Origin of the sequence: Rhizobium sp. SRDI969, from assembly GCF_025152725.1 — a bacterium.
In the GTDB taxonomy this organism is placed as follows: domain Bacteria; phylum Pseudomonadota; class Alphaproteobacteria; order Rhizobiales; family Rhizobiaceae; genus Rhizobium; species Rhizobium leguminosarum_I.
This window is the reverse complement of the sequence record NZ_CP104035.1, coordinates 1071275-1089918: the sequence shown is the minus strand read 5'-3', so window position 1 is coordinate 1089918 and position 18644 is coordinate 1071275. Positions and strand designations below refer to the sequence as shown.

At 62.0% G+C, this 18644-nt stretch carries 19 protein-coding genes; 9 read left to right on the top strand and 10 right to left on the bottom strand.

What is annotated here, in order from left to right:
* Positions 1–29 precede the first annotated feature (29 nt).
* Complete coding sequence (locus tag N2A41_RS05500) at positions 30–1484, bottom strand: MFS transporter (protein WP_260110471.1); 1455 nt, start codon at positions 1482–1484, stop codon at positions 30–32.
* Positions 1485–1725: 241 nt separating this feature from the next.
* Here N2A41_RS05500 and N2A41_RS05495 point away from each other — a divergent pair, with 241 nt between their 5' ends.
* From N2A41_RS05495 to N2A41_RS05485, 3 genes are all read left to right on the top strand, one after another.
* Positions 1726–3228 carry a protein adenylyltransferase SelO gene (locus N2A41_RS05495; RefSeq protein ID WP_260110470.1) on the top strand — a complete coding sequence of 501 codons (1503 nt, stop codon included), beginning with the start codon at positions 1726–1728 and terminating at the stop codon, positions 3226–3228.
* Between the two features lie 195 nt (positions 3229–3423).
* Positions 3424–5763: a glucose/quinate/shikimate family membrane-bound PQQ-dependent dehydrogenase gene (locus tag N2A41_RS05490; protein ID WP_260110469.1), complete on the top strand. Its 2340-nt coding sequence runs from the start codon at positions 3424–3426 to the stop codon at positions 5761–5763.
* A gap of 71 nt (positions 5764–5834) precedes the next feature.
* On the top strand, positions 5835–6299 hold the full coding sequence (locus N2A41_RS05485; RefSeq protein ID WP_260110468.1) for a hypothetical protein: 465 nt from the start codon (positions 5835–5837) through the stop codon (positions 6297–6299).
* A 243-nt stretch (positions 6300–6542) separates the two neighbouring features.
* Here N2A41_RS05485 and bla read toward each other — a convergent pair whose 3' ends face one another.
* The 3 genes from bla to dmeR form a co-directional block, all read right to left on the bottom strand.
* Positions 6543–7472, bottom strand: coding sequence for a class A beta-lactamase (gene bla, locus N2A41_RS05480; RefSeq protein WP_260110467.1), 930 nt, complete (start codon positions 7470–7472; stop codon positions 6543–6545).
* 71 nt (positions 7473–7543) lie between these two features.
* Entirely contained in the window at positions 7544–8491 is a 948-nt protein-coding gene (gene dmeF / locus N2A41_RS05475) for a CDF family Co(II)/Ni(II) efflux transporter DmeF (protein ID WP_170258865.1), read from the bottom strand.
* A gap of 71 nt (positions 8492–8562) precedes the next feature.
* Positions 8563–8835, bottom strand: a complete 273-nt coding sequence (dmeR, locus tag N2A41_RS05470; protein ID WP_017963504.1) for a Ni(II)/Co(II)-sensing transcriptional repressor DmeR — start codon at positions 8833–8835, stop codon at positions 8563–8565.
* Positions 8836–9104: 269 nt separating this feature from the next.
* Here dmeR and N2A41_RS05465 point away from each other — a divergent pair, with 269 nt between their 5' ends.
* The gene (locus N2A41_RS05465; RefSeq protein WP_170258867.1) at positions 9105–9599 is read left to right on the top strand and encodes a GNAT family N-acetyltransferase; all 495 of its coding nucleotides are present in this window, start codon (positions 9105–9107) and stop codon (positions 9597–9599) included.
* Positions 9600–9666: 67 nt separating this feature from the next.
* Positions 9667–10296, top strand: coding sequence for a glutathione S-transferase family protein (locus N2A41_RS05460; protein ID WP_222281923.1), 630 nt, complete (start codon positions 9667–9669; stop codon positions 10294–10296).
* 74 nt (positions 10297–10370) lie between these two features.
* Here N2A41_RS05460 and N2A41_RS05455 read toward each other — a convergent pair whose 3' ends face one another.
* The 3 genes from N2A41_RS05455 to N2A41_RS05445 all read right to left on the bottom strand — a co-directional run bounded on the left by N2A41_RS05455 (position 10371) and on the right by N2A41_RS05445 (position 12829).
* Entirely contained in the window at positions 10371–11285 is a 915-nt protein-coding gene (locus tag N2A41_RS05455; protein ID WP_222281922.1) for a cytochrome c, read from the bottom strand.
* A gap of 276 nt (positions 11286–11561) precedes the next feature.
* The gene (locus N2A41_RS05450; RefSeq protein ID WP_017963500.1) at positions 11562–12002 is read right to left on the bottom strand and encodes a c-type cytochrome; all 441 of its coding nucleotides are present in this window, start codon (positions 12000–12002) and stop codon (positions 11562–11564) included.
* Positions 12003–12193: 191 nt separating this feature from the next.
* Positions 12194–12829: a LysE family translocator gene (locus N2A41_RS05445; RefSeq protein ID WP_017963499.1), complete on the bottom strand. Its 636-nt coding sequence runs from the start codon at positions 12827–12829 to the stop codon at positions 12194–12196.
* A gap of 128 nt (positions 12830–12957) precedes the next feature.
* Here N2A41_RS05445 and N2A41_RS05440 point away from each other — a divergent pair, with 128 nt between their 5' ends.
* A complete protein-coding gene (locus N2A41_RS05440; RefSeq protein WP_017963498.1) occupies positions 12958–13650 on the top strand; it encodes a helix-turn-helix transcriptional regulator in 693 nt (230 codons plus the stop codon).
* Positions 13651–13672: 22 nt separating this feature from the next.
* Here the strand turns inward: N2A41_RS05440 and N2A41_RS05435 are convergent, their stop codons facing one another.
* Positions 13673–14443 carry an SDR family NAD(P)-dependent oxidoreductase gene (locus tag N2A41_RS05435; RefSeq protein ID WP_260110464.1) on the bottom strand — a complete coding sequence of 257 codons (771 nt, stop codon included), beginning with the start codon at positions 14441–14443 and terminating at the stop codon, positions 13673–13675.
* Between the two features lie 177 nt (positions 14444–14620).
* On the opposite strand from N2A41_RS05435, the gene N2A41_RS05430 reads away from it, so the two are divergent.
* Positions 14621–15529, top strand: coding sequence for an AraC family transcriptional regulator (locus N2A41_RS05430; protein ID WP_260110463.1), 909 nt, complete (start codon positions 14621–14623; stop codon positions 15527–15529).
* On the opposite strand, the gene N2A41_RS05425 is transcribed toward N2A41_RS05430, so the two are convergent.
* Positions 15526–16371: a metallophosphoesterase gene (locus N2A41_RS05425; RefSeq protein WP_260110462.1), complete on the bottom strand. Its 846-nt coding sequence runs from the start codon at positions 16369–16371 to the stop codon at positions 15526–15528. The genes N2A41_RS05430 and N2A41_RS05425 overlap by 4 nt on opposite strands.
* A 251-nt stretch (positions 16372–16622) precedes the next feature.
* Positions 16623–17225 carry a superoxide dismutase gene (locus tag N2A41_RS05420; protein WP_003569477.1) on the bottom strand — a complete coding sequence of 201 codons (603 nt, stop codon included), beginning with the start codon at positions 17223–17225 and terminating at the stop codon, positions 16623–16625.
* A 225-nt stretch (positions 17226–17450) separates the two neighbouring features.
* Here N2A41_RS05420 and N2A41_RS05415 point away from each other — a divergent pair, with 225 nt between their 5' ends.
* Positions 17451–17777, top strand: a complete 327-nt coding sequence (locus N2A41_RS05415; protein ID WP_260110461.1) for a hypothetical protein — start codon at positions 17451–17453, stop codon at positions 17775–17777.
* Positions 17778–17884: 107 nt separating this feature from the next.
* Positions 17885–18538 carry a class I SAM-dependent methyltransferase gene (locus N2A41_RS05410; protein ID WP_017963493.1) on the top strand — a complete coding sequence of 218 codons (654 nt, stop codon included), beginning with the start codon at positions 17885–17887 and terminating at the stop codon, positions 18536–18538.
* Positions 18539–18644: the final 106 nt, after the last annotated feature.

The window sequence follows — 18644 nt, the reverse complement described above, 5'->3', positions numbered from 1 at the left end:
ATCTCTCCGGGCTGCCGGGAAAGCCTGCGTCAGCCTTTGGCGACGGCGCCTTTCGTCTGTTTGGCCTTGTAGCCGGTAATCTCCTCTCCGGCGGTCGGCGAGAAGCGCAGGTTCCAGAAGGTCGCGGTGATCGAGATGATCGTGACGACCACGAAGGCCGCCGAGAAATCGCCGAGGGCCGGCGTCTCAGTGCCTGACAGGGCCATGGAGCCGTGCAGCGCCAAGGCGCCGATGCAGATGCCGAGTGACAGCATGAGCTGCTGGAAGGTGGTGTAGAAGCTGGTGGCCGAGCTCATCCGCTCCCTGCTGATCTCGTCATAGGCAATGGTGTTATAGGCGGTGAACTGGAACGACAGGAAGAAGGCGCTGAGCACCAGGACGATAAAGATGAGCGGCATCGGCCAGTCCGGCCGGAAGGCGGCACAGAGGCCATAGCCGATCGTCCCGAGGATGCCGTTGAGGACGAGGCTTCTGCGGAAGCCCAGCCGGCGGAAGACAAACTTCGCCATCGGCTTCATGGCGAGAGCGCCAAGCGCGGTCGCGATGATGATCTGGCCGGCCGCAGCGGCAGACAGGCCGAAGCCGATCTGAAAGAGCAGCGGCAGCAGGAAGGGCTGCGCGCCCTGGGTGATGCGCGTCAGCGAACCGGCGATAACAGACGTGCCGAAGCTCGGTACCTTCATCAGCGAAAAATCCATGATCGGCGACGGGTGCTTGCGGGCATGTCTGAGATAGGCGATGCCGAAGAGCAGGCCGAGGGCGATCAGGAAGATCGAAAAGGCGCCCTCGCCTTCATGGCTCGACATTTCGAAGCCGAAGAGCAGCGAGCCAAGCGAGATGCCCGAGAGGACGAAGCCGATCGTATCGAACGGACCGCTTGCCTTGCCCTTTATCTCGTCGATGTAGGTCGAGACGAGGATCACGCCGATGATGCCGATCGGCACGTTGATATAAAAGATCCAGCGCCAGTCGAGATAGGTGACGATGAAGCCGCCGAGCGGCGGGCCGACGATCGGGCCGATCAGCGCCGGCACGAGCAGCCAGGACATGGCGCTGACCATATCCTTGCGGTCGACGCTGCGCATCAGCACCAGGCGCCCGACCGGCATCATCATCGCGCCGCCGATGCCCTGAAGCAGCCGCGCCAGCACCAGGAAGGACAGCGTCGGCGCCAGCGCGCAGAGGATGGAGCCGACGACGAAGACCGCGATGGCCGAGCGGAAAACGGTGCGGGAGCCGAAACTGTCGGCCATCCGGCCGCTTGCGGGAATGAAGATCGCAAGGCTCAGGAGATAGGAGGTCAGGGCGATCGACATCGCCGGGGCGCCGACGCCGAAATCGTGCGCCATGGTGGGCAGCGCGGTCGCGAGCACGGTCGCATCGATGTTTTCCATCAGCATCGCACTGGCGACAATCATCGCGATCACCCGGAAATTGGGCGTGGCGCGCCGAACCATCGGCGCCTGGTAGATCTGATCCGACATCGTCCGGGATCACTCGCGGTGGCGCGGCGGAGCACACAAGGCAGCAAGGCCGCGGGGGATGACATGGCGCGAAGCCAAGGGGAGACGATTTGCTATACGCCCGCGATCATGGCGGCGCTATGTCGTTTATGGCAAAGCTGCTTTGACGAGAGGTAAAGGCAGGTCACGATTCCTTGCATCGGGCTCGATCTTCGTGAAGGTCCGGCTTGCGCCGCGGGCACCCCGGCCCTACCTATGAACCATGACCTCCGCCCTGCAGAAAAACCGGCCCGGCGCGGCCTTTCCGTTCGACAACAGCTATGTCGGCTTGCCCCAGCGCTTCTTTGCGGCGCAAGCGCCGACCGCGGTGGTGGAACCCCGGCTGATCAAGCTCAACGAGCCGCTCGCCGCCGAACTCGGGCTCGACGTCGAGGCCTTGCGCCGCGACGGCGCTGCGATCTTTTCCGGCAATCTTCTTCCCGAAGGGGCCGAACCGCTGGCGATGGCCTATGCCGGGCATCAGTTCGGCGGCTTTTCGCCGCAGCTCGGCGACGGGCGGGCGATCCTGCTCGGCGAAGTGGTCGACCGCAGCGGCAAGCGCTACGATATTCAGCTGAAGGGCGCCGGACCAACACCGTTTTCGCGCCGCGGCGACGGGCGGGCGGCAGTCGGGCCGGTCTTGCGCGAATATATCATCAGCGAGGCGATGTTTGCGCTCGGCATTCCGGCCACACGGGCGCTGGCGGCGGTGACGACAGGCGAGCCGGTCTATCGCGAAGAGGTGCTGCCTGGCGCGGTCTTCACCCGCGTCGCGGCCAGCCATATCCGCGTCGGCACCTTCCAGTACTTCGCGGCCAGGGGCGACACCGACGGCGTGCGGGCTCTGGCCGATTATGTGATCGACCGACATTATCCCGCGCTGAAAGAGGCCGAGAACCCCTATCTCGCGTTGTTCGAAGCGGTCGCAGACCGCCAGGCGGCGCTGATTGCCTGCTGGCTGCATATCGGCTTTATCCATGGCGTGATGAACACGGATAATATGACCGTCTCCGGCGAGACGATCGATTTCGGCCCCTGCGCCTTCATGGATACCTATGATCCCGCCACCGTCTTTTCGTCGATCGACCAGCATGGGCGTTACGCCTATGCCAACCAGCCCGGCATCGGCCAATGGAACCTCGCAAGGCTCGGCGAAACGCTGCTGCCGCTGATCGACGCCGAGCCCGACAGCGCGGTCGACAAGGCAAATGTCGTGATAAAGAGTTACGGTGAACGCTTCCAGGCGCATTGGCTGGCCGGCATGCGCCAAAAGATCGGACTCTCCGGCGAAGAGGACTGCGACCTCGACCTGGTGCAGGCGCTGCTGTCGCTGATGCAGGCGCAGGGTGCCGATTTCACCCTCACCTTCCGGCGGCTGTCCGATCTTGTCGGCGATGACGCCGCAGGGCCTGAATTTGCGGCGAGTTTCCGCGAGCCGGATGCCTGCCGCGCGTGGCTCACGCAGTGGCGCGAGAGACTGTCCCGCGATCCGCAGACGGCCACGGAGCGCTCGACTGCCATGCGCAGCGTCAATCCGGCCTTCATTCCGCGCAACCACCGGGTCGAACAGGCGATCAAGGCTGCCGTCGAGGACGGCGATTTCTCGCTATTCGAGGCGCTGCTGACCGTGCTTTCAAAACCCTATGAGGACCAGCCAGGCTTTGCCGCCTATCGGGAACCGCCGAAGCCCGACGAACGGGTGCTTGCGACCTTCTGCGGAACCTGACGGGCGCTCTCGCCCGTTTTGTGCAGCAGTTATGCCATAGCGATCGCTTCCATCCGGCCCGACGCCCCGTTCGGTGCATCGGCACCCTGCGGCAATTGTGGCCGTTGAAAGGCATCTCCTTCGCGCTATCTGGCTGATCGGCGGGACTTTTCCGCCGATCCTTCACCCCGGCTAACCTCAGCGGGAGACAGCCATATGGCGATCGCCATCACCTCCATCTTCTTCATCATCATCGGGCTGGCACTCGGCGGCGGCGGCCTGTGGCTCGTCACGCTCGGCGGCAGCGTCTTCTATTTGTTCGCCGGGCTGATGTTCCTAATTACCGCCGGGCTGCTGTTGATGCGCAAGGCGGTGGCGCTCTGGGTCTATGCGGTACTCGTCGTCGCAGCACTCGCCTGGGCGATCTGGGAGGTTGGCTTCGACTGGTGGCAGCTGGGTCCGCGCGGCGGCATGATCATCCTGCTCGGGCTCTGGTTGCTGACGCCATGGATCCGCCGGCCACTCGGCCTGCGCAGTCCGACGGGCATCACCTATGCCGCGAACCCCTGGCCGCTCGCCGTGCCTGTCATCCTCGCCATCCTCGTCGCCCTTTATTCGATGACGACTGACCCGCATGATCTTGCCGGCGAGCTGCCCAAGGATACGGTTGCCGCCAATCTCGCCTTCGGCGGCAGCGTGCCGGATGGCGAATGGCATCAATATGGCCGCACGGCCTTCGGCCAGCGCTACTCGCCGCTCGACCAGATCACCGCCGAGAACGTCTCCACCCTCAAGGAAGCGTGGCGATACCAGACCGGCGACGTCAAGCGGCCGGACGATGTCGGCGAGACGACCTATCAGGTGACGCCGCTCAAGGTGAAGGACACGCTCTATCTCTGCACGCCGCATAACTGGGCGATCGCGCTCGACGCCAAGACCGGCAAGGAGAAATGGAAATACGATGCCAACTCCGGCATGAATCCCGACCGGCAGCATCAGACCTGCCGCGGCGTCACCTATTATGCCGATCCAACCGTGGCGGCCGGCCAGCCCTGCGCCGAGCGCGTCTACCTGCCGACCTCCGATGCCCGGCTGATCGCGCTCGATGCGGCGAACGGGAAGGTCTGCACCAGCTTTGCCGACCAGGGCGTGCTGCATTTGGAAACCGGCATGCGCTACAACCCGGCCGGCTATTATTATTCCACCTCGCCGCCGGTCGCGGTGGCGGGCAAGATCATCGTCGGCGGGGCGGTGAACGACAATTATTCGACCGAGGAACAATCCGGCGTCATCCGCGCCTTCGACATCAACACCGGCGCGCTGGTCTGGAACTGGGATTCCGGCAATCCCGATGTGACGACGCCGATCACCGGGGACCAGACCTACACGACCAACTCGCCGAACAGCTGGTCGGTCTTCAGCGTCGACGAGGCGCTCGGCATGGTCTACATCCCGCTCGGGAACCAGGTGCCCGACCAGATCGGCATCAACCGCAGCGACAATGTCGAGAAATTCTCGTCGTCGATCGTCGCGCTCGATATCGCCACAGGCCAGCTGCGCTGGGTGCGCCAGACGGTGCACCACGATCTCTGGGACATGGACGTGCCGGCGCAGCCGGCGCTGATCGACCTGACGAAGCAGGACGGCACCGTGATTCCTGCCTTGGTCGGCCCGACGAAGCAGGGCGATATCTATGTGCTCGACCGGCGCAGCGGCGAGCCGATCATCCCAGTCAAGGAAATCCCGGCGCCTGACGGAGCAGTCTCCGGCGATCATACCTCGCCAACGCAGCCGATCTCGGACCTTACCTTCTCGCCCGAACCGCTCCAAGAAAAGGACATGTGGGGCGTGTCGCTGTTCGACCAGATGGCCTGCCGCATCGACTTCCACCGTTACAACTATGAGGGCCGCTACACGCCGCCTTCGCTTAAAGGGACGATCGTCTATCCCGGCAATTTCGGCACCTTCAACTGGGGCTCGGTGGCGGTGGACCCGGAGCGGCAGATCATGTTCGGCATGCCGACCTATCTCGCCTTCACCTCGCGACTGGTGCCGGCCGCCGATATTCCGCCGAGAGGCCAGGACGAGAAGGGCAGCGAACAGGGGCTCAACCGCAATGACGGTGCGCCCTACGGCGTCTTCATGGGTCCCTTCCTCGGACTGCTCAAGATCCCCTGCCAGGCGCCGCCATGGGGTTATGTCGCCGGCGTCGACCTGCGCACCGGTAAGATCGCCTATATGCACAAGAACGGCACCGTGCGCGACATGACGCCATTGCCCCTGCCCTTCAAGGTGGGCGTGCCTGGCATCGGCGGACCGATGCTGACCAAGGGTGGCGTCGCCTTCCTGGGGGCTGCGGTCGACAACTACCTGCGCGCCTATGACGTGACGAATGGCCGGGAGCTCTGGCAGGGACGGCTTCCCGCCGGCGGCCAGGCGACGCCGATGACCTATACCACTGATGACAACAAGCAATATGTCGTCATGGTCGCCGGCGGCCACGGCTCGGTCGGCACCAAGGCCGGCGATTATGTGATCGCCTATACGTTGCCGTGACGCGAAGCTTCTCGCAAGCTCTGCGCAGGATTGCCGCGCCATTCTCTCCCTGTTTTTCGGGGTGAGTTTTTATGGAAATTTCCAGTAATATTCGCAATTATTACGGCATCGGCAGTCTTTTCGATCGGTCGGCCAAATCCAAGAATCAGCAGACGACGGACTTCGACAGCACTGCGCCCAATACCGCGCCCGGTCTCCAGACCAGCAGCACGCCGCCGTCGATCGCCAATACCATGTGGGCTCTTCAAAGCAGCGAAGGCCCCTATATCAACCCGCCTTCCGAGGAAGAAGTGGCGGCAAGGACGGCGCATGATTCCGTGGTCGACGAATTCTCCAAATGGGGCAACATGACGCCGGCGGAATATATCCGGGCTCGCTATCTCGAGCAGCACGATCTGTCCGAAGCCGATCTGGCCGCCATGCCGGCGGACCAGCGCGCCGCGATCGAGAAGGAAATCGCTGACCAAATCAAGCGCGAGATGGCCGGCATCGAGGATGACGGCACCGATACGGCGGACGACGTTCCGGCTGCTTGAGCGGGAGCATTTCGAATTGCCCGCGTTTGAGAAAGACCCCTCCCCAACCCCTCCCCACAAGGGGGAGGGACTGCCGTGTAGCGCCCGTTGCATTTCGTTCCTGACGATGCAACGTGTGGTAGCGTATTTTGGTGGCAGGATCTCGCCTCAGGTTAGTCCCTCCCCCTTGTGGGGAGGGGTTGGGGAGGGGTTTTCCGACGCGAACCGGACAACTGTCGATCACGCCGTTCGCCATTTCCTGATTCACACCATCTCGACGATCATCCGACCGACCTCCGCAAAGAGCGGGTTGAGTTCCTTCACCGGCACAGTCGCCTCGCTGATATAGACGGCGGCGACGATCGGGCCGCGATCCGGCGGCCAGATCACCGCGATATCGCCGAGAGAGCCATTCGGTCCGGTTCCGGTCTTGTCGCCGACCTTCCAATCCGCCGGCAGGCCGGCCCTGAGTCGCTCCTTGCCTGTCGTGCTCGCTACCAGCCAAGCGATCAGCCTGTCTGAGGAGGCCTCGGTCAGGACCGAGCCGAGCGTCAGGTTGCCGAGCGTGTCGAGCATCGCATCGGGGGTCGTCGTGTCGCGCGGATCACCCTTCCTGCCCTCGTTCAACGTCGGCTCGTTGCGGTCGAGACGCGTCGTACCATCACCGATCGAGCGCAGCCAATCGGTCAGCCCCGCCGGACCGCCGAAACTTTCGAGCAGCAGATTACCGGCCGTATTGTCGCTGACGGTTACCGCCGCCTCGCAGAGTTCGGCAAGGGTCATGCCATCGGTTCCGGCGTGTTTTTCGCTGATCGGCGAATAGTCGACGAGCTTGTCCTTGCCGTAGCTCACGCGCCGGTCGAGGTTCTCCTCGCCCTTGTCAGTCCGGGCAAGCACGAAAGCGGCCGCCAGCGCCTTGAAGGTGCTGCACATCGGAAAGGCCTCGCTGCCGCGATAGCCGAAGGAGATGCTCGTCTCGGTGTCGAGCACCGAGACCCCGAGGCGACCGCCGGTGCGTTTTTCCAAAGCGGCAAGGCGATGTTCAATATTGTCTTCGCCCTCGCCCGCACTCTCTTTGGCACTCTCCTTGGGCCCCTCCTCGGCATTGGCGGGAAGCGCCAGCGCGGCCAAGCCCATTGAAGCCAGACACAATGCCGAGCCCATCAGCATGCGGCGAGTCAAACTGAGATCCATGAAATCCTCCGGCGAATCAGGAGGACAGAGCTAAGCAGCGATTGCGGCGACTTGTCGTCCGCGCGCCTCGATCATGCGGCACGCGTGACCTCGACCGTCACGTGCGACAATTCCTCCAGCGCCGAGAGCCTGCCCTTGTAGAAAGCCGGATCGCGGGGCTGCGAGGTGAGGACGGCGACGATTGCGGCATGATGGCCAGGGCCGACCTGCCAGACATGCAGATCGGTGATCCGGTCGTCCTCCGTCTCGATGGCGCCACGGATCTCGGCCGGCAGCGTCTCGCCTTCGGAAATGACATCGAGCAGGACGCCGCCGGAAGATTTCATCAGGCTCCAGGACCAATTGGCGATCACCAACCCGCCGACGAAGCCCATCAGGGGATCGAGCCAGAGCCAGCCGTAAAGACTGCCGAGCGTCAGCGCCGCGATGGCGAGCACCGAGGTCAGGGCATCGGCGATGACATGCAGATAAGCAGCGCGGATATTGTTGTCGCTGGTCTTTGCGTGGTGGCCATGTCCGTGATGCGCATGATCGCCATGCGCGACGTGGCCTTCACCGGCCAGCAGCCAGGCGCTCACCAGATTGACCGCAAGGCCGACGACCGCGACGGCGATCGCCTGGGCAAAACCGATCGGCACGGGATTGGAAAGGCGCAGCAGGCTTTCCCAGGCCATCAGCAGGGCGATCAGCGCAAGGATGATGGCGCTGGCGAAGCCGGCGAGATCGCCGAGCTTGCCGGTGCCGAAGGTGAAGCGTGGATTGCGCGCCTGCCGGCGGGCAAAGAGATAGGCGAGTGCGGAAATCAGCAGAGCACTGGCATGGGTCGACATGTGCCAGCCATCGGCGACCAGGGCCATGGAGCCATAGACAGTGCCGGCGGCGATTTCCGCCACCATCATCACCGCCGTCAGCGCGATCACCAGCCAGATGCGCCGCTCGTTGCGCCTATGATCGGCGCCGAGGAAGACATGATCATGTTCCAGGGCATCAATTCCAGCCTTCTCGATTCCGGCACTCATTGCAGGCTCCTTCGCCACCGCTAAGCTTATGTTTCTCGGCAAAATCGCTTCACACTTTTCCTGGAATTGCTCTAGCGTATATAGGTTCTCAACACTTCCGATATTTCCTCGACCGCCTCCGCCCTTGCGGCATCGTCGGCCGCATTCAGCACATGCTCACGCAGATGATCGTCGAGAACCTCGCCGGTCAGCCCGGTCAGCGCGCCGCGGACGGAGGCGAGCAGTTGCAGGATCTCGCCGCAGGGGCGCTCTGCCTCGAGCGCGCGCTCGACCGCCTCCATCTGCCCCTTCAGGCGGCTGATACGGGCGACGAGCTTCTTTTTCTGCAGGGTGGTGTGGGACATGATGGACCCGCTTATAGTATAGGGGGGTATAGTATCAAGAGTGAAGCCCGAGCTCAATGCCTGTAATGGGCTTGAATCCGCCATTGACAAAGCCCGCGTTTCCGACGATCTATGATCCATGATCAAGAACGCGCACCAGAGCCGCTCGTATTTTTGGCTGTACCTGTAAAGGGCGGCCGGACAAGATCATATTGTCATCAAGCCGCCGTCAGGCGGCTTTGTTGTACCAGCAGCGTCCTGACGGCAGACTATCAAAGGACGCGAAGACCATGACCGAAATCGAAGACAGCGAAATTTCACTGATGCGCCCATCGGTGGTAACCATCCGCGCAGCCAAGCCGCGCGACCTGCCCGAACTCGGCGAGATGATCGCCCTGCTTGCCGCCCATCACGGCGATGCTGCTGCGACAACGGCAGAGCAGCTGGAGCGCGATCTGTTCGGCCCGCTGCCGTGGATCCATGCACTCGTCGCCGAGACCGACGAAGGGCTTATCGGCTACGCTATTCTCGTGCCGCTCTACAGGGCGCAGGAAGGCAAGCGCGGCATGGACCTGCACCATCTCTTCGTGCGTGACGGCCATCGCGGCCACGGCACCGGCCAGCTGCTCGTCGACCGGGCGCGCGAGACCGCCCGCAACGCCGGCTGCGGCTACCTCTCCGTCAGCGCCGCGACCGGAAACGTGCTGGCGCACCGCTTCTACGAACAGCTGGATTTCACCCCGCGTCCGGTGACCGGCATGCGCTACATGCAGTCGATCGCCTAAAGCGCGCCGCGATCTTTCAGATTCGCTTGATCGGCGCTTTAAGTCTTTATTTTTGTTAGGAGCTTTCATGCCTGATTTCAAACTTCATTGCTTCGCTCTCTCCGGGAACTGTTACAAGGTCGCACTCTTCTTTGCGCTTTCCGGCATCAAGTGGGAAAGCATTTTCGTTGATTATCTGGGCGGCGAAACGCGTACTGAAGAATGGCGAAAAACCATCAACGAACAGGGCGAGGCGCCTGTGCTCGAACATGGGCAAACCAAGATCAGCCAATCGGGGATTATCCTGGACTACTTGTCAGAGGTGACAGGCCATTTCGGGGCGCAGACGGCCGAAGAACGGCGCGACGTCATGCGCTGGATCCTTTTCGACAATCACAAATTCACGAGCTATTACGCGACGCTGCGGTTCATCTATGGCCTCCAGAAGAGCGGCGAGACGCCAGTCGTCGAGTTTTTAAGACTGAGGGCCAAAGCTGCCTATGCCATTGTTGACGAACACCTCGCCGGTCGGGCCTTCATGGTTGGCGACCGGGTGACGATCGCAGACCTCTCTCTGGCGGGCTACGTCTTCATGCCGGAGGAAACCGGGATCGATCATAGCGCCTTTCCGGCAATCGCAGCCTGGAAAGATCGTATCAGCAACATGCCCGGCTGGCGCCATCCCTATGACCTGATGCCAGGTCCCACCTCCCTGTAGATAGGGCGTGGGATCTTGCGAAGGTGCCAAGCAACCAAGTGACCGTGGCAGCAACCCTCGCGCGACTTCCATCGCTAACGGCCCGGTACCGCCTTCAGATAGGCGGCGATCGCCTCGCGGTCGGAGGCGGGCAGGCGGGCGATGTTCCGTTGCACATCAACCATCGAGCCGCCGACGGAATCGAAATCGGGGGTGAAGCCGGTTTCGAGGTAGCTGGCGATATCGGCCTCGCTCCAGGAGCCGATACTCTTGGAGGCCGGGGTGATATCGGGTATGCGGCCCTTGCCTTCCGGATTCGGCGCGCCGGCAAGCCACATATCGGCCTTGAAGCCGCCGAGCGCATCACGCGGCGTATGGCATTCGCCGCAATGACCGGGGCCTTCGACGAGATACTGCCCGCGCTTGATCTTGTCGTCGCCCTTGGCGAGAGCCACGCGCGGCTGATCGTTGAGATAGAGGAATTTCCAGCCGCCGAGCGCCAGCCGGATGTTGAAGGGGAACGGCAGCTCATGCGGAGGCGCGACATTTGTGCTTTTCGGCAGGGTTTTCAGGAAGGCGAAGAGATCGTTGACGTCCTTGTCGCTCATGCGGGAATAAGAGCCATAGGGAAAAGATGGGTAAAGATGCTGCCCACCCGGGCCGACGCCGCGTTTCATCGCGTTGCCGAACTCGGCAAGCGTCCAGCCGCCGATACCAGCCTTTTCATCGGGTGAGATGTTCGGCACGTGGAAGGTCCCGAAGGGGCTCTTCAGCGCCAGCCCGCCTGACAGCGTCAGCTTTGCATCGCCTTCGGAACCGGGTGCCGCATGACAGCTGACGCAGCCGCCTGCCCAGAACACCATCTGGCCGTTGGCCAGGTCCGGCGCGCCGAGACCCGCCCAATGGCTCTCCGGCAGCGGGTCGGGCGCAGTGACGAGATAGAAGGCGCCGCCGCCGAGCACGGCGACGCCGATCAGACAGAGCAGTAACCGGATGAACCTGCGGACCATGCGCCGCCTCCCCTTTTGCCAATGTTGCCGCCGTCGGTCCCACATAAAGCGATCCGCGCCGGCGGCAAGCCGGGCACGGATCGTGGATCCCCAGCATTCCATTTCCCCCGCGTCACGCGGAAGCAAGCCGCGCACCTTTGCTGGAGTTGCTGTCGTTTGTTGAGCAATTCCGGGCGCAAAACCGCTGCACACTTTTGCTGGAATTGCTGTCGTTTGTTGAGCAATTCCGGGCGCAAAACCGCTGCACACTTTTGCTGGAATTGCTCAGTCGGCCTATCACTCCTTGATACGATAGGCCTTGTGACAGCCCGCGCAGTTGGCGCCAAGCGTGTTGATCGTGGCGCCGACGGCGGCAGGATCGGCCGGAAGCTGGGCGAGCGCAGTTTCGGCGTCAGTGGAGAGCTTGGCGGCGCGCGCCTTGAAGTCATCCATGTTTTCCCAGATCTTCGGGCTCGCCTCTTTGTCGCCGGTCTCCGTGCCCGGCTTGAACTGATCGGGAAAAACCTTGGCCGTTGCGGCAATCTTCGTCAGCGCCGCCTTCACCGCCTCGGCGTCGTAAGGCTTCGTGCCCTTGGCGATGTCCGCCAGCGCGCCAGCCGAACCGCCGATCTGCTTCATCAAGGCAATGCGCGAATCATGGGTGCCGTCGGCGGCGGTCACCGAACCGAAGGCCATGCCGGCCATCGCTACAGCCGCAGCTATTGCTTTCCAATTCATATTCCTCTCCATTTTTCCTCGGCCAAGATGGCCGATGGCCAATCTGCACCGGGAGCATGACAAAATCCATGCCTCTGGGCAGTCACGTTTTGCCGGATCATCATAAAGACAATGTGATAGGCAGTTCTCTGCTTTTATGCATGTCGTTATCCCGAAACCGCTGCACACTTCCGGGCGACATGCAGTGGCGCTCAAGCGCTTTTCCACCCCTGCCAGAGGCTGAAGGCGGAGACCGCAACCAGCAGCAGTCCGGCGAAGCGGCCGACAAAGGCCGTGACGTCAGGGTTGGCGACGAGCAGGTCGCGGCTGCGGCCGGCCGTCATCGCCAGGGTGCCGTAGATGGCAAACTGGGTGACGACAGTCATGACGCCCATGATCAGCCCCTGCATCCAGATCGGGCCATATTCCGGTCTCAGGAACTGCGGATAGACGGCAAACATGAAGATATAGGCCTTCGGATTGACCAGACAGGTGACAGCGCCCTGGCGAAAAGCGCGCCAGCCGGAGCGTGCCGTTCCCGGCCCGACCGCCTCGACGGTGATCGAACTGCGGATCAGCGAGATGCCGATCCAGATCATGTAGGCAACGCCGGCAAAGAGCAGCACGTTGAAAAGCTGCGGCAGCATGGTGACGAGCACGCCGACGCCGGCCGCGCCATAGGCCGAATGCACCGCGCCGCCGGCCATGATGCCGCCGGTCGCCGCCAGCCCGCGTTTGACGCCGCCGGTCAGCGAATTGGCGAGCACGAAGAGCATGTCCATACCCGGCACGATGATGATGCCGAAGAGAAGGGTGAAGAAGAGCCAGAGGTTTTCATGGTAGTTCATGTCAGTTACCGCCTTCGGTTCTGCAGGCCGTTTTCAAAGACCCTGATTGATTTCAATCTGATAGGCGGGTCTATACGCAAACCCAACTGACAGTGTATTGTCAGGAGCGTTGGGATGGGAGGGGTAAAATGCGCAAGGCCTCCAGGCTTTTCGAGATCATTCAGATCCTCAGGCTGGCAAGAAAGCCGATGACGGCGGCGGCGATGGCCGAGACGCTCGAAGTGACCGTGCGCTCGATCTATCGCGACATCGCCGCGCTTCAGGCGATGCGGGTGCCGATCGAGGGCGAGCGCGGCATCGGCTACATCATGCGGCCGGGCTTCGACCTGCCGCCGCTGATGTTCTCGATCGAGGAGATGGAGGCGATCGTGCTGTCGCTGGCGCTGCTCGAACGCACTGCGGACGAGGAGCTGAAGCAGGCCGCGCGCCGGGTCAACCGGAAGATATCAGGCGCCGTGCCGGCGCCGCTGCGCCAGGCGATGGACAACAAGGCGCTTTATGCCTGGGGCTCGATTGCGCAGCCGGCAGGCTTCGACCTTGCTATCGTGCGCCGCGCGATCCGCGACGAACGCAAGCTGATGCTCGGCTACCGCGACGAACTCGGCCGCGCCAGCGAGCGGACGATCCGACCGATCGCGCTGATCTATTATTCGCAGACCGCCAATATCGTCGCCTGGTGCGAGTTGCGCCAGGCGATCCGCAATTTCCGCAGCGACCGGGTGGAGCACTGCGCGACGGCTGAGGATTTCTTCAAAGGCGACGGCGACCGGTTGCGGGAACTCTGGACCAGCGGTTGGACGGAGAAACCGATCGCCGTCTAGCCATTCGCCCAATCGCGATTATTCAGAGCGACATGCCGCCCGAAACCTCGATGCGCTGGGCGTTGACCCAACGGTTGGCATCGCTCAACAGGGAAGCGATCATCGGCCCGATATCGTCGGGCACACCGGCGCGGCCGAGTGCGGTCATAGAAGCGACTGCACGGTTGATCTCCGGATTGTCCCGCACCATGCCGCCGCTGAAATCGGTTTCGATGGCGCCCGGGGCGACGGTATTGACTGCAATGCCGCGCGGGCCAAGCTCCTTGGCCATGTAGCGCGTCAGCACCTCGACTGCACCCTTTATCGAGCCATAGGCCGAGGCGCCAACCATGGCCATTCGGGCGAGGCCGCTGGAGAGGTTGACGATGCGGCCGCCGTCGTCGATCAGCGGCAGGAGCTTCTGCGTGAGGAAGAAAACCCCCTTGAAATGCAGGTTGTAAAGCTTGTCCATCTCCGCTTCGGTCGTCTCCAATATCGAGGCGTGGTAGCTGGTGCCGGCATTGTTGACGAGAAAGTCGAAATGCTCACGCCCCCAACCCTTGAGGATCTCGCGTACACTTTCGACAAAGGCATCGAACGCCGCCACATTGCCGGCATCGAGTTGAAGTGCGGCGGCCTTGCGGCCGAGCGCCTCGATCTCGGCGACGACCTTCTCCGCCTCGTCGCGGTTCGAGTTGTAGGTCAAGATCACGTCGACGCCGCTCCTTGCCAGATTGACGACCGTGTTGCGGCCCAGGCCGCGGCTTCCGCCGGTAACGATTGCGACTTTCGAGGTTGAGTTCTGGTTAGGCATTTCATGTACTCCTGATGTTTTGACAGGCCAGTTTTATGCGCCGCAAGCCTGGAATCCTGAATGCCGAAATCCCGCAATTTCTTGCCTATTCCTCCAAACGCCTTGCCCAGGCGGGCTGAGGGATTAAGATCATCCTCACCGGCGCGGCAGACAGACCCGCGTTCACTGGAGGCGAAGATGTCCGCAGATCTGAAGCAGGAGCTCAATGGGTACATGGATGCACATGGCGGAGGTGACGGGCTCTTTGCCACCGCGATCGACGGTTTTTTCCTGATGCGTTCCAGCACTCTCTCCATGCCGAAACCGGCGATCTACCGACCGGCGCTCTGCATCATCGTCGATGGCGCCAAGCAGCTCATGTTCGGAGAACGCCTTTTCGATTACGAAGCGATGCAAGCGCTGATCATCAGCGTCGAGATGCCGGCCTTCGGACAGGTGACGAAAGCCAGTGCCGAACGGCCGATGATCGCCATCAACCTGGAACTCGACGTCACTATCCTGCGCGAGGTGCTGGAGGAGATGGATGCACCGCCGAAGCCGGCAGGCGACGGCGGGCCGGGTGTTTTCGTACAAGAATTCGGCCCGGAGTTGCAGGACTGCATACTGAGACTGATCCGGACGCTCGCGGCGCCCAAAGCGATCCCAATCCTTCATCCGGCAATCATGCGAGAGATCAGTTTCTGGTTGCTTTCCGGAAAAAATGGCGATGAGATCTGCAAGCTTGCATTGCCCGACAGCCATACGCGCCGCGTGGCCGAGGCCATCTACCTGTTGCGCGGTAATTTTGCGCACGCCGTTCGGGTGGAAAAGCTTGCGGCGGCAGCCAGGATGAGCCCTTCCTCCTTCCACCAGCATTTCAAAATGCTAACCGCGATGACGCCGCTGCAGTATCAGAAGCAGTTGCGGCTACTCGAGGCCCGGCGGCTGATGGTGACCGATGGGTTCAACGCCGCAAACGCGGCCTATCAGGTGGGTTACGAGAGCGCCTCCCAGTTCAGCCGCGAATATGCCCGCATGTTCGGGACACCACCGAAGCGCGACATCAGTGAAATGAAGGCGATGCCGGCTGAGCCGGCAATCAGCTAAATGGAAAGCGTGCGGCTCGGCTCCCGGCCGAAGCCCCGGATTTCGATGCTGGAGGCATGGACCTCGACGATCGCGAAGGCATTTTCCGTCTCGGTGTCGACCACGCCCTTGAAATTGACGAAGTGGCAGGCGCCGGCGATGCCGTAATTGCCGACGTGGTCGTGGCCGTTGAGATAGGCGACGACATTGCGCTCAGAGGCGAGCAGCGCGACGATGCGCTCGCTGTCCCACATGCCGTGCTCACTGGGCGGATGCACCGGATAGTGATTCATGACGATCACCCTCTCGCCGACCTCGGCCGCTTTTGCGAGTTCATCGCGGAGCCAGGCAAACTGCTCGTCGCTCAGCGCTGCATTCCAGCGATGGGCATTCCTGGCACCCTTGGCCTGCAGCTCCGCCAGCATCTCAGCGGCAAGCGCACGATGAGGATGGCCTTCGGGCGGCGCGAAGATGCTGACCTCATTGCCGTCAAGGACGATAAAGCGCCAGCCATGGCGGGAGAAGCTGTAATAGGGCGCCGGCATGCCGAGGCGCGCAGCGACGTCGGACAAGTGTCCTGCAGAGACCGAGAAATCGTGGTTGCCGAGCAGGAAGAGCGCCTCGTGCCTGAGCTTCTCGTAGACCGGCAGGATATCGTCGAAACTTGAAAAGCTCCGGTCGATGACGTCGCCGAGCGTCATCACGAAGCTCAATTCCCAGCCGTTGAAGACCTCGATCGCCGCGGCGACCTTGGCGAGGCTGTTGGCGTAATAGCGGTCTATCGCCACGTGCGGCGCGATGGCCGCATATTGTGGGTCGGCGATGATGCCGAAGCGGAACAGGGGAGAAACAGAAGAAGACATGGGGCGTGACCAGAGCATGATGCCGAAAAGTGTGCGCGGTTTTCGGACGACATCATGCTCTAACCATTTAATTAGAACAGGATTCAGACTTTAGGCCGACCCGGCCTAAAATCATCCTGTTCTAGGAGCGGCCGATGACAGGCATGTGACGGCTTCGCGTGAAAACAAAACACCCGGCGCTTTCGGAGCGCCGGGTGTGAAATTCAAACAGGCTGACGACATCGCCGCCATGGCGGCGAGTCTGATCCCGCTTACTTCGTGGCTTCTTCGTAGCGTTCCAGGACGTAGTCCCAGTTGATCAGGCTATCGACGAAGGCCTCGAGATATTTCGGGCGGGCGTTGCGATAGTCGATGTAGTAGGAGTGTTCCCAAACGTCGACGCCGAGGATCGGGGTGGCGCCGTGAACGAGCGGGTTTTCGCCGTTCGGGGTCTTGGAAATTTCGAGCTTGCCGTTCTTGACGGAAACCCAGGCCCAGCCGGAGCCGAACTGGGTGGCGCCGGCATTGGCGAAATCGGCCTTGAACTTGTCGTAGCCGCCGAGATCGGAGGCAAAGGCCGCTTCGAGCTTGCCCGGCAGCTTGTTGCCGCCGCCGCCCTTCTTCATCCACTTCCAGAAATGGATGTGGTTGTAATGCTGGGCCGCGTTGTTGAAGAGGCCGGCATTGGTGCCGAAGGACTTCTTGACGACGTCTTCGAGCGAAAGGTCCGAAAGACCGGCTTCGGCGGCGAGCTTGTTGCCGTTGTCGACATAGGCCTTGTGGTGCTTGTCGTGGTGGAACTCCAGCGTTTCCTTCGACATGAAGGGAGCAAGCGCTTCGTAATCATAGGGAAGTTCAGGCAATTCGAAAGCCATGTCAGATCTCCTCTTGGCAATAGATTGCGTCTCGGCAGGTGAGGCGGAACATAGGAGGGGAAAGGGGGAGAGGCAACCGGCGAATTATCAAAAAACGACCCGGCCGGAGGAAAATTTGCCTCAGTTGCGGATTGGAGTCGTGCGTAGAAATCGCCTGGGCAAATCATTGGGAATACCCACCCCGAAAACCACTTTGCCTGTTATGGAGATCAACGGAGCCCCGATATGAACAGGAATATAATCCAGCCTCTCGCCGCGGTCGCCTTGCTTTCGCTGGCAGGTGCGGCGCATGCCTCCTCCGATGACGCCTGGAAGCAGCTCGCCGCCGACGTCGAGGCCAAATGCAAGAAGGCGGCCGTCGCGATCGAAAAGCCCAGCGCCACCGTCGATCCCTTCGGCAGCTCGCATTACGGGCTTGCCCTGGTGACAGGCAAGCCGAAGGGCGCCAAGGGGCTGATCGCCCAGATCTGCGTCTACGACAAGCAAAAGAAAACCGTCGAGATCGGCAGCGAGCTGGATGTCACAAAGCTCGGGCTCACGCCGGCGAAATAGGCCGCTATGAGGTTACTCACCGTGCTGGTTTGTGCCTGCGTCACATTTCTGGGGAACCGAAGCCTACGCTCAGGAGTTGAAAGCCTGGGCTTTAGGGAGGTGCAGGCATGTCGGAGCTTCGCAGCAGGGCGGAAGATCAGCAGAAAATCTATCAGCGCTGGGCGCCGGTCTATGACCGGGTCTATCGCGGCATCCTGCGCGACGGCCACCGCAAGCTTGCTGCCCTCGCCGCCGCGGCCGGCACCGATATTCTGGAGATCGGCGTCGGCACCGGCCTGACGCTCGGGCATTACCCACGCCACTGCCGCGTAACCGGCATCGATATTTCCGAACACATGATCGCGCGGGCGCGCGAAAAGGCGAGACGCGAGAAGCTGCAGCATGTGCAGGCGCTTGATGTGATGGATGCGCATGCGCTCACCTTTGCCGACCAGTCTTTCGATGCTGTCTGCCTGCCCTTCGTCATCACGCTGATCCCCGAGCCCGAACGCGCGCTCGACGAATGCGCAAGAGTGCTCAGGCCGGGCGGCGAGATCATCCTTGCCAGCAAACTTGGCGACGGCGCCGGCCTGCAGGGCGTGATCGAGACGGCGGTGGCGCCGCTGGTGCGTCACATCGGCTGGTCCTCCGCCTTCCGTATTCACCGCATCGTCGCCTGGGCCGAGCGCCGCGGTGATTTCGCTCCTGCCGGTATTCTGCCGGTCTTTCCGAACGGCTTCTTCAAGATTATCCGGCTGAAGCAGCACGGAATTGCCGGCTGAGAACGGAAACTTTTTCCCGGCGTCGCGGGTTCTGCCGCATAATTCCTTAAACCGGAATCGACTTAAGGAGTTATGCGGCAATTCAAAGTGTTACAACGTCCTTTGC

What these genes read in the sequence shown, in the direction of transcription:
- N2A41_RS05430 (WP_260110463.1), top strand. Translation starts at nt 14,621, where the DNA reads ATGTCCGCAGATCTGAAGCAGGAGCTCAATGGGTACATGGATGCACAT.
- N2A41_RS05500 (WP_260110471.1), bottom strand. Translation starts at nt 1,484, where the DNA reads ATGTCGGATCAGATCTACCAGGCGCCGATGGTTCGGCGCGCCACGCCC.
- N2A41_RS05435 (WP_260110464.1), bottom strand. Translation starts at nt 14,443, where the DNA reads ATGCCTAACCAGAACTCAACCTCGAAAGTCGCAATCGTTACCGGCGGA.
- N2A41_RS05415 (WP_260110461.1), top strand. Translation starts at nt 17,451, where the DNA reads ATGAACAGGAATATAATCCAGCCTCTCGCCGCGGTCGCCTTGCTTTCG.
- N2A41_RS05465 (WP_170258867.1), top strand. Translation starts at nt 9,105, where the DNA reads ATGACCGAAATCGAAGACAGCGAAATTTCACTGATGCGCCCATCGGTG.
- N2A41_RS05440 (WP_017963498.1), top strand. Translation starts at nt 12,958, where the DNA reads ATGCGCAAGGCCTCCAGGCTTTTCGAGATCATTCAGATCCTCAGGCTG.
- N2A41_RS05420 (WP_003569477.1), bottom strand. Translation starts at nt 17,225, where the DNA reads ATGGCTTTCGAATTGCCTGAACTTCCCTATGATTACGAAGCGCTTGCT.
- dmeR (WP_017963504.1), bottom strand. Translation starts at nt 8,835, where the DNA reads ATGTCCCACACCACCCTGCAGAAAAAGAAGCTCGTCGCCCGTATCAGC.
- N2A41_RS05460 (WP_222281923.1), top strand. Translation starts at nt 9,667, where the DNA reads ATGCCTGATTTCAAACTTCATTGCTTCGCTCTCTCCGGGAACTGTTAC.
- bla (WP_260110467.1), bottom strand. Translation starts at nt 7,472, where the DNA reads ATGGATCTCAGTTTGACTCGCCGCATGCTGATGGGCTCGGCATTGTGT.
- N2A41_RS05445 (WP_017963499.1), bottom strand. Translation starts at nt 12,829, where the DNA reads ATGAACTACCATGAAAACCTCTGGCTCTTCTTCACCCTTCTCTTCGGC.
- N2A41_RS05455 (WP_222281922.1), bottom strand. Translation starts at nt 11,285, where the DNA reads ATGGTCCGCAGGTTCATCCGGTTACTGCTCTGTCTGATCGGCGTCGCC.
- N2A41_RS05490 (WP_260110469.1), top strand. Translation starts at nt 3,424, where the DNA reads ATGGCGATCGCCATCACCTCCATCTTCTTCATCATCATCGGGCTGGCA.
- N2A41_RS05450 (WP_017963500.1), bottom strand. Translation starts at nt 12,002, where the DNA reads ATGAATTGGAAAGCAATAGCTGCGGCTGTAGCGATGGCCGGCATGGCC.
- N2A41_RS05495 (WP_260110470.1), top strand. Translation starts at nt 1,726, where the DNA reads ATGACCTCCGCCCTGCAGAAAAACCGGCCCGGCGCGGCCTTTCCGTTC.
- dmeF (WP_170258865.1), bottom strand. Translation starts at nt 8,491, where the DNA reads ATGAGTGCCGGAATCGAGAAGGCTGGAATTGATGCCCTGGAACATGAT.
- N2A41_RS05410 (WP_017963493.1), top strand. Translation starts at nt 17,885, where the DNA reads ATGTCGGAGCTTCGCAGCAGGGCGGAAGATCAGCAGAAAATCTATCAG.
- N2A41_RS05425 (WP_260110462.1), bottom strand. Translation starts at nt 16,371, where the DNA reads ATGTCTTCTTCTGTTTCTCCCCTGTTCCGCTTCGGCATCATCGCCGAC.
- N2A41_RS05485 (WP_260110468.1), top strand. Translation starts at nt 5,835, where the DNA reads ATGGAAATTTCCAGTAATATTCGCAATTATTACGGCATCGGCAGTCTT.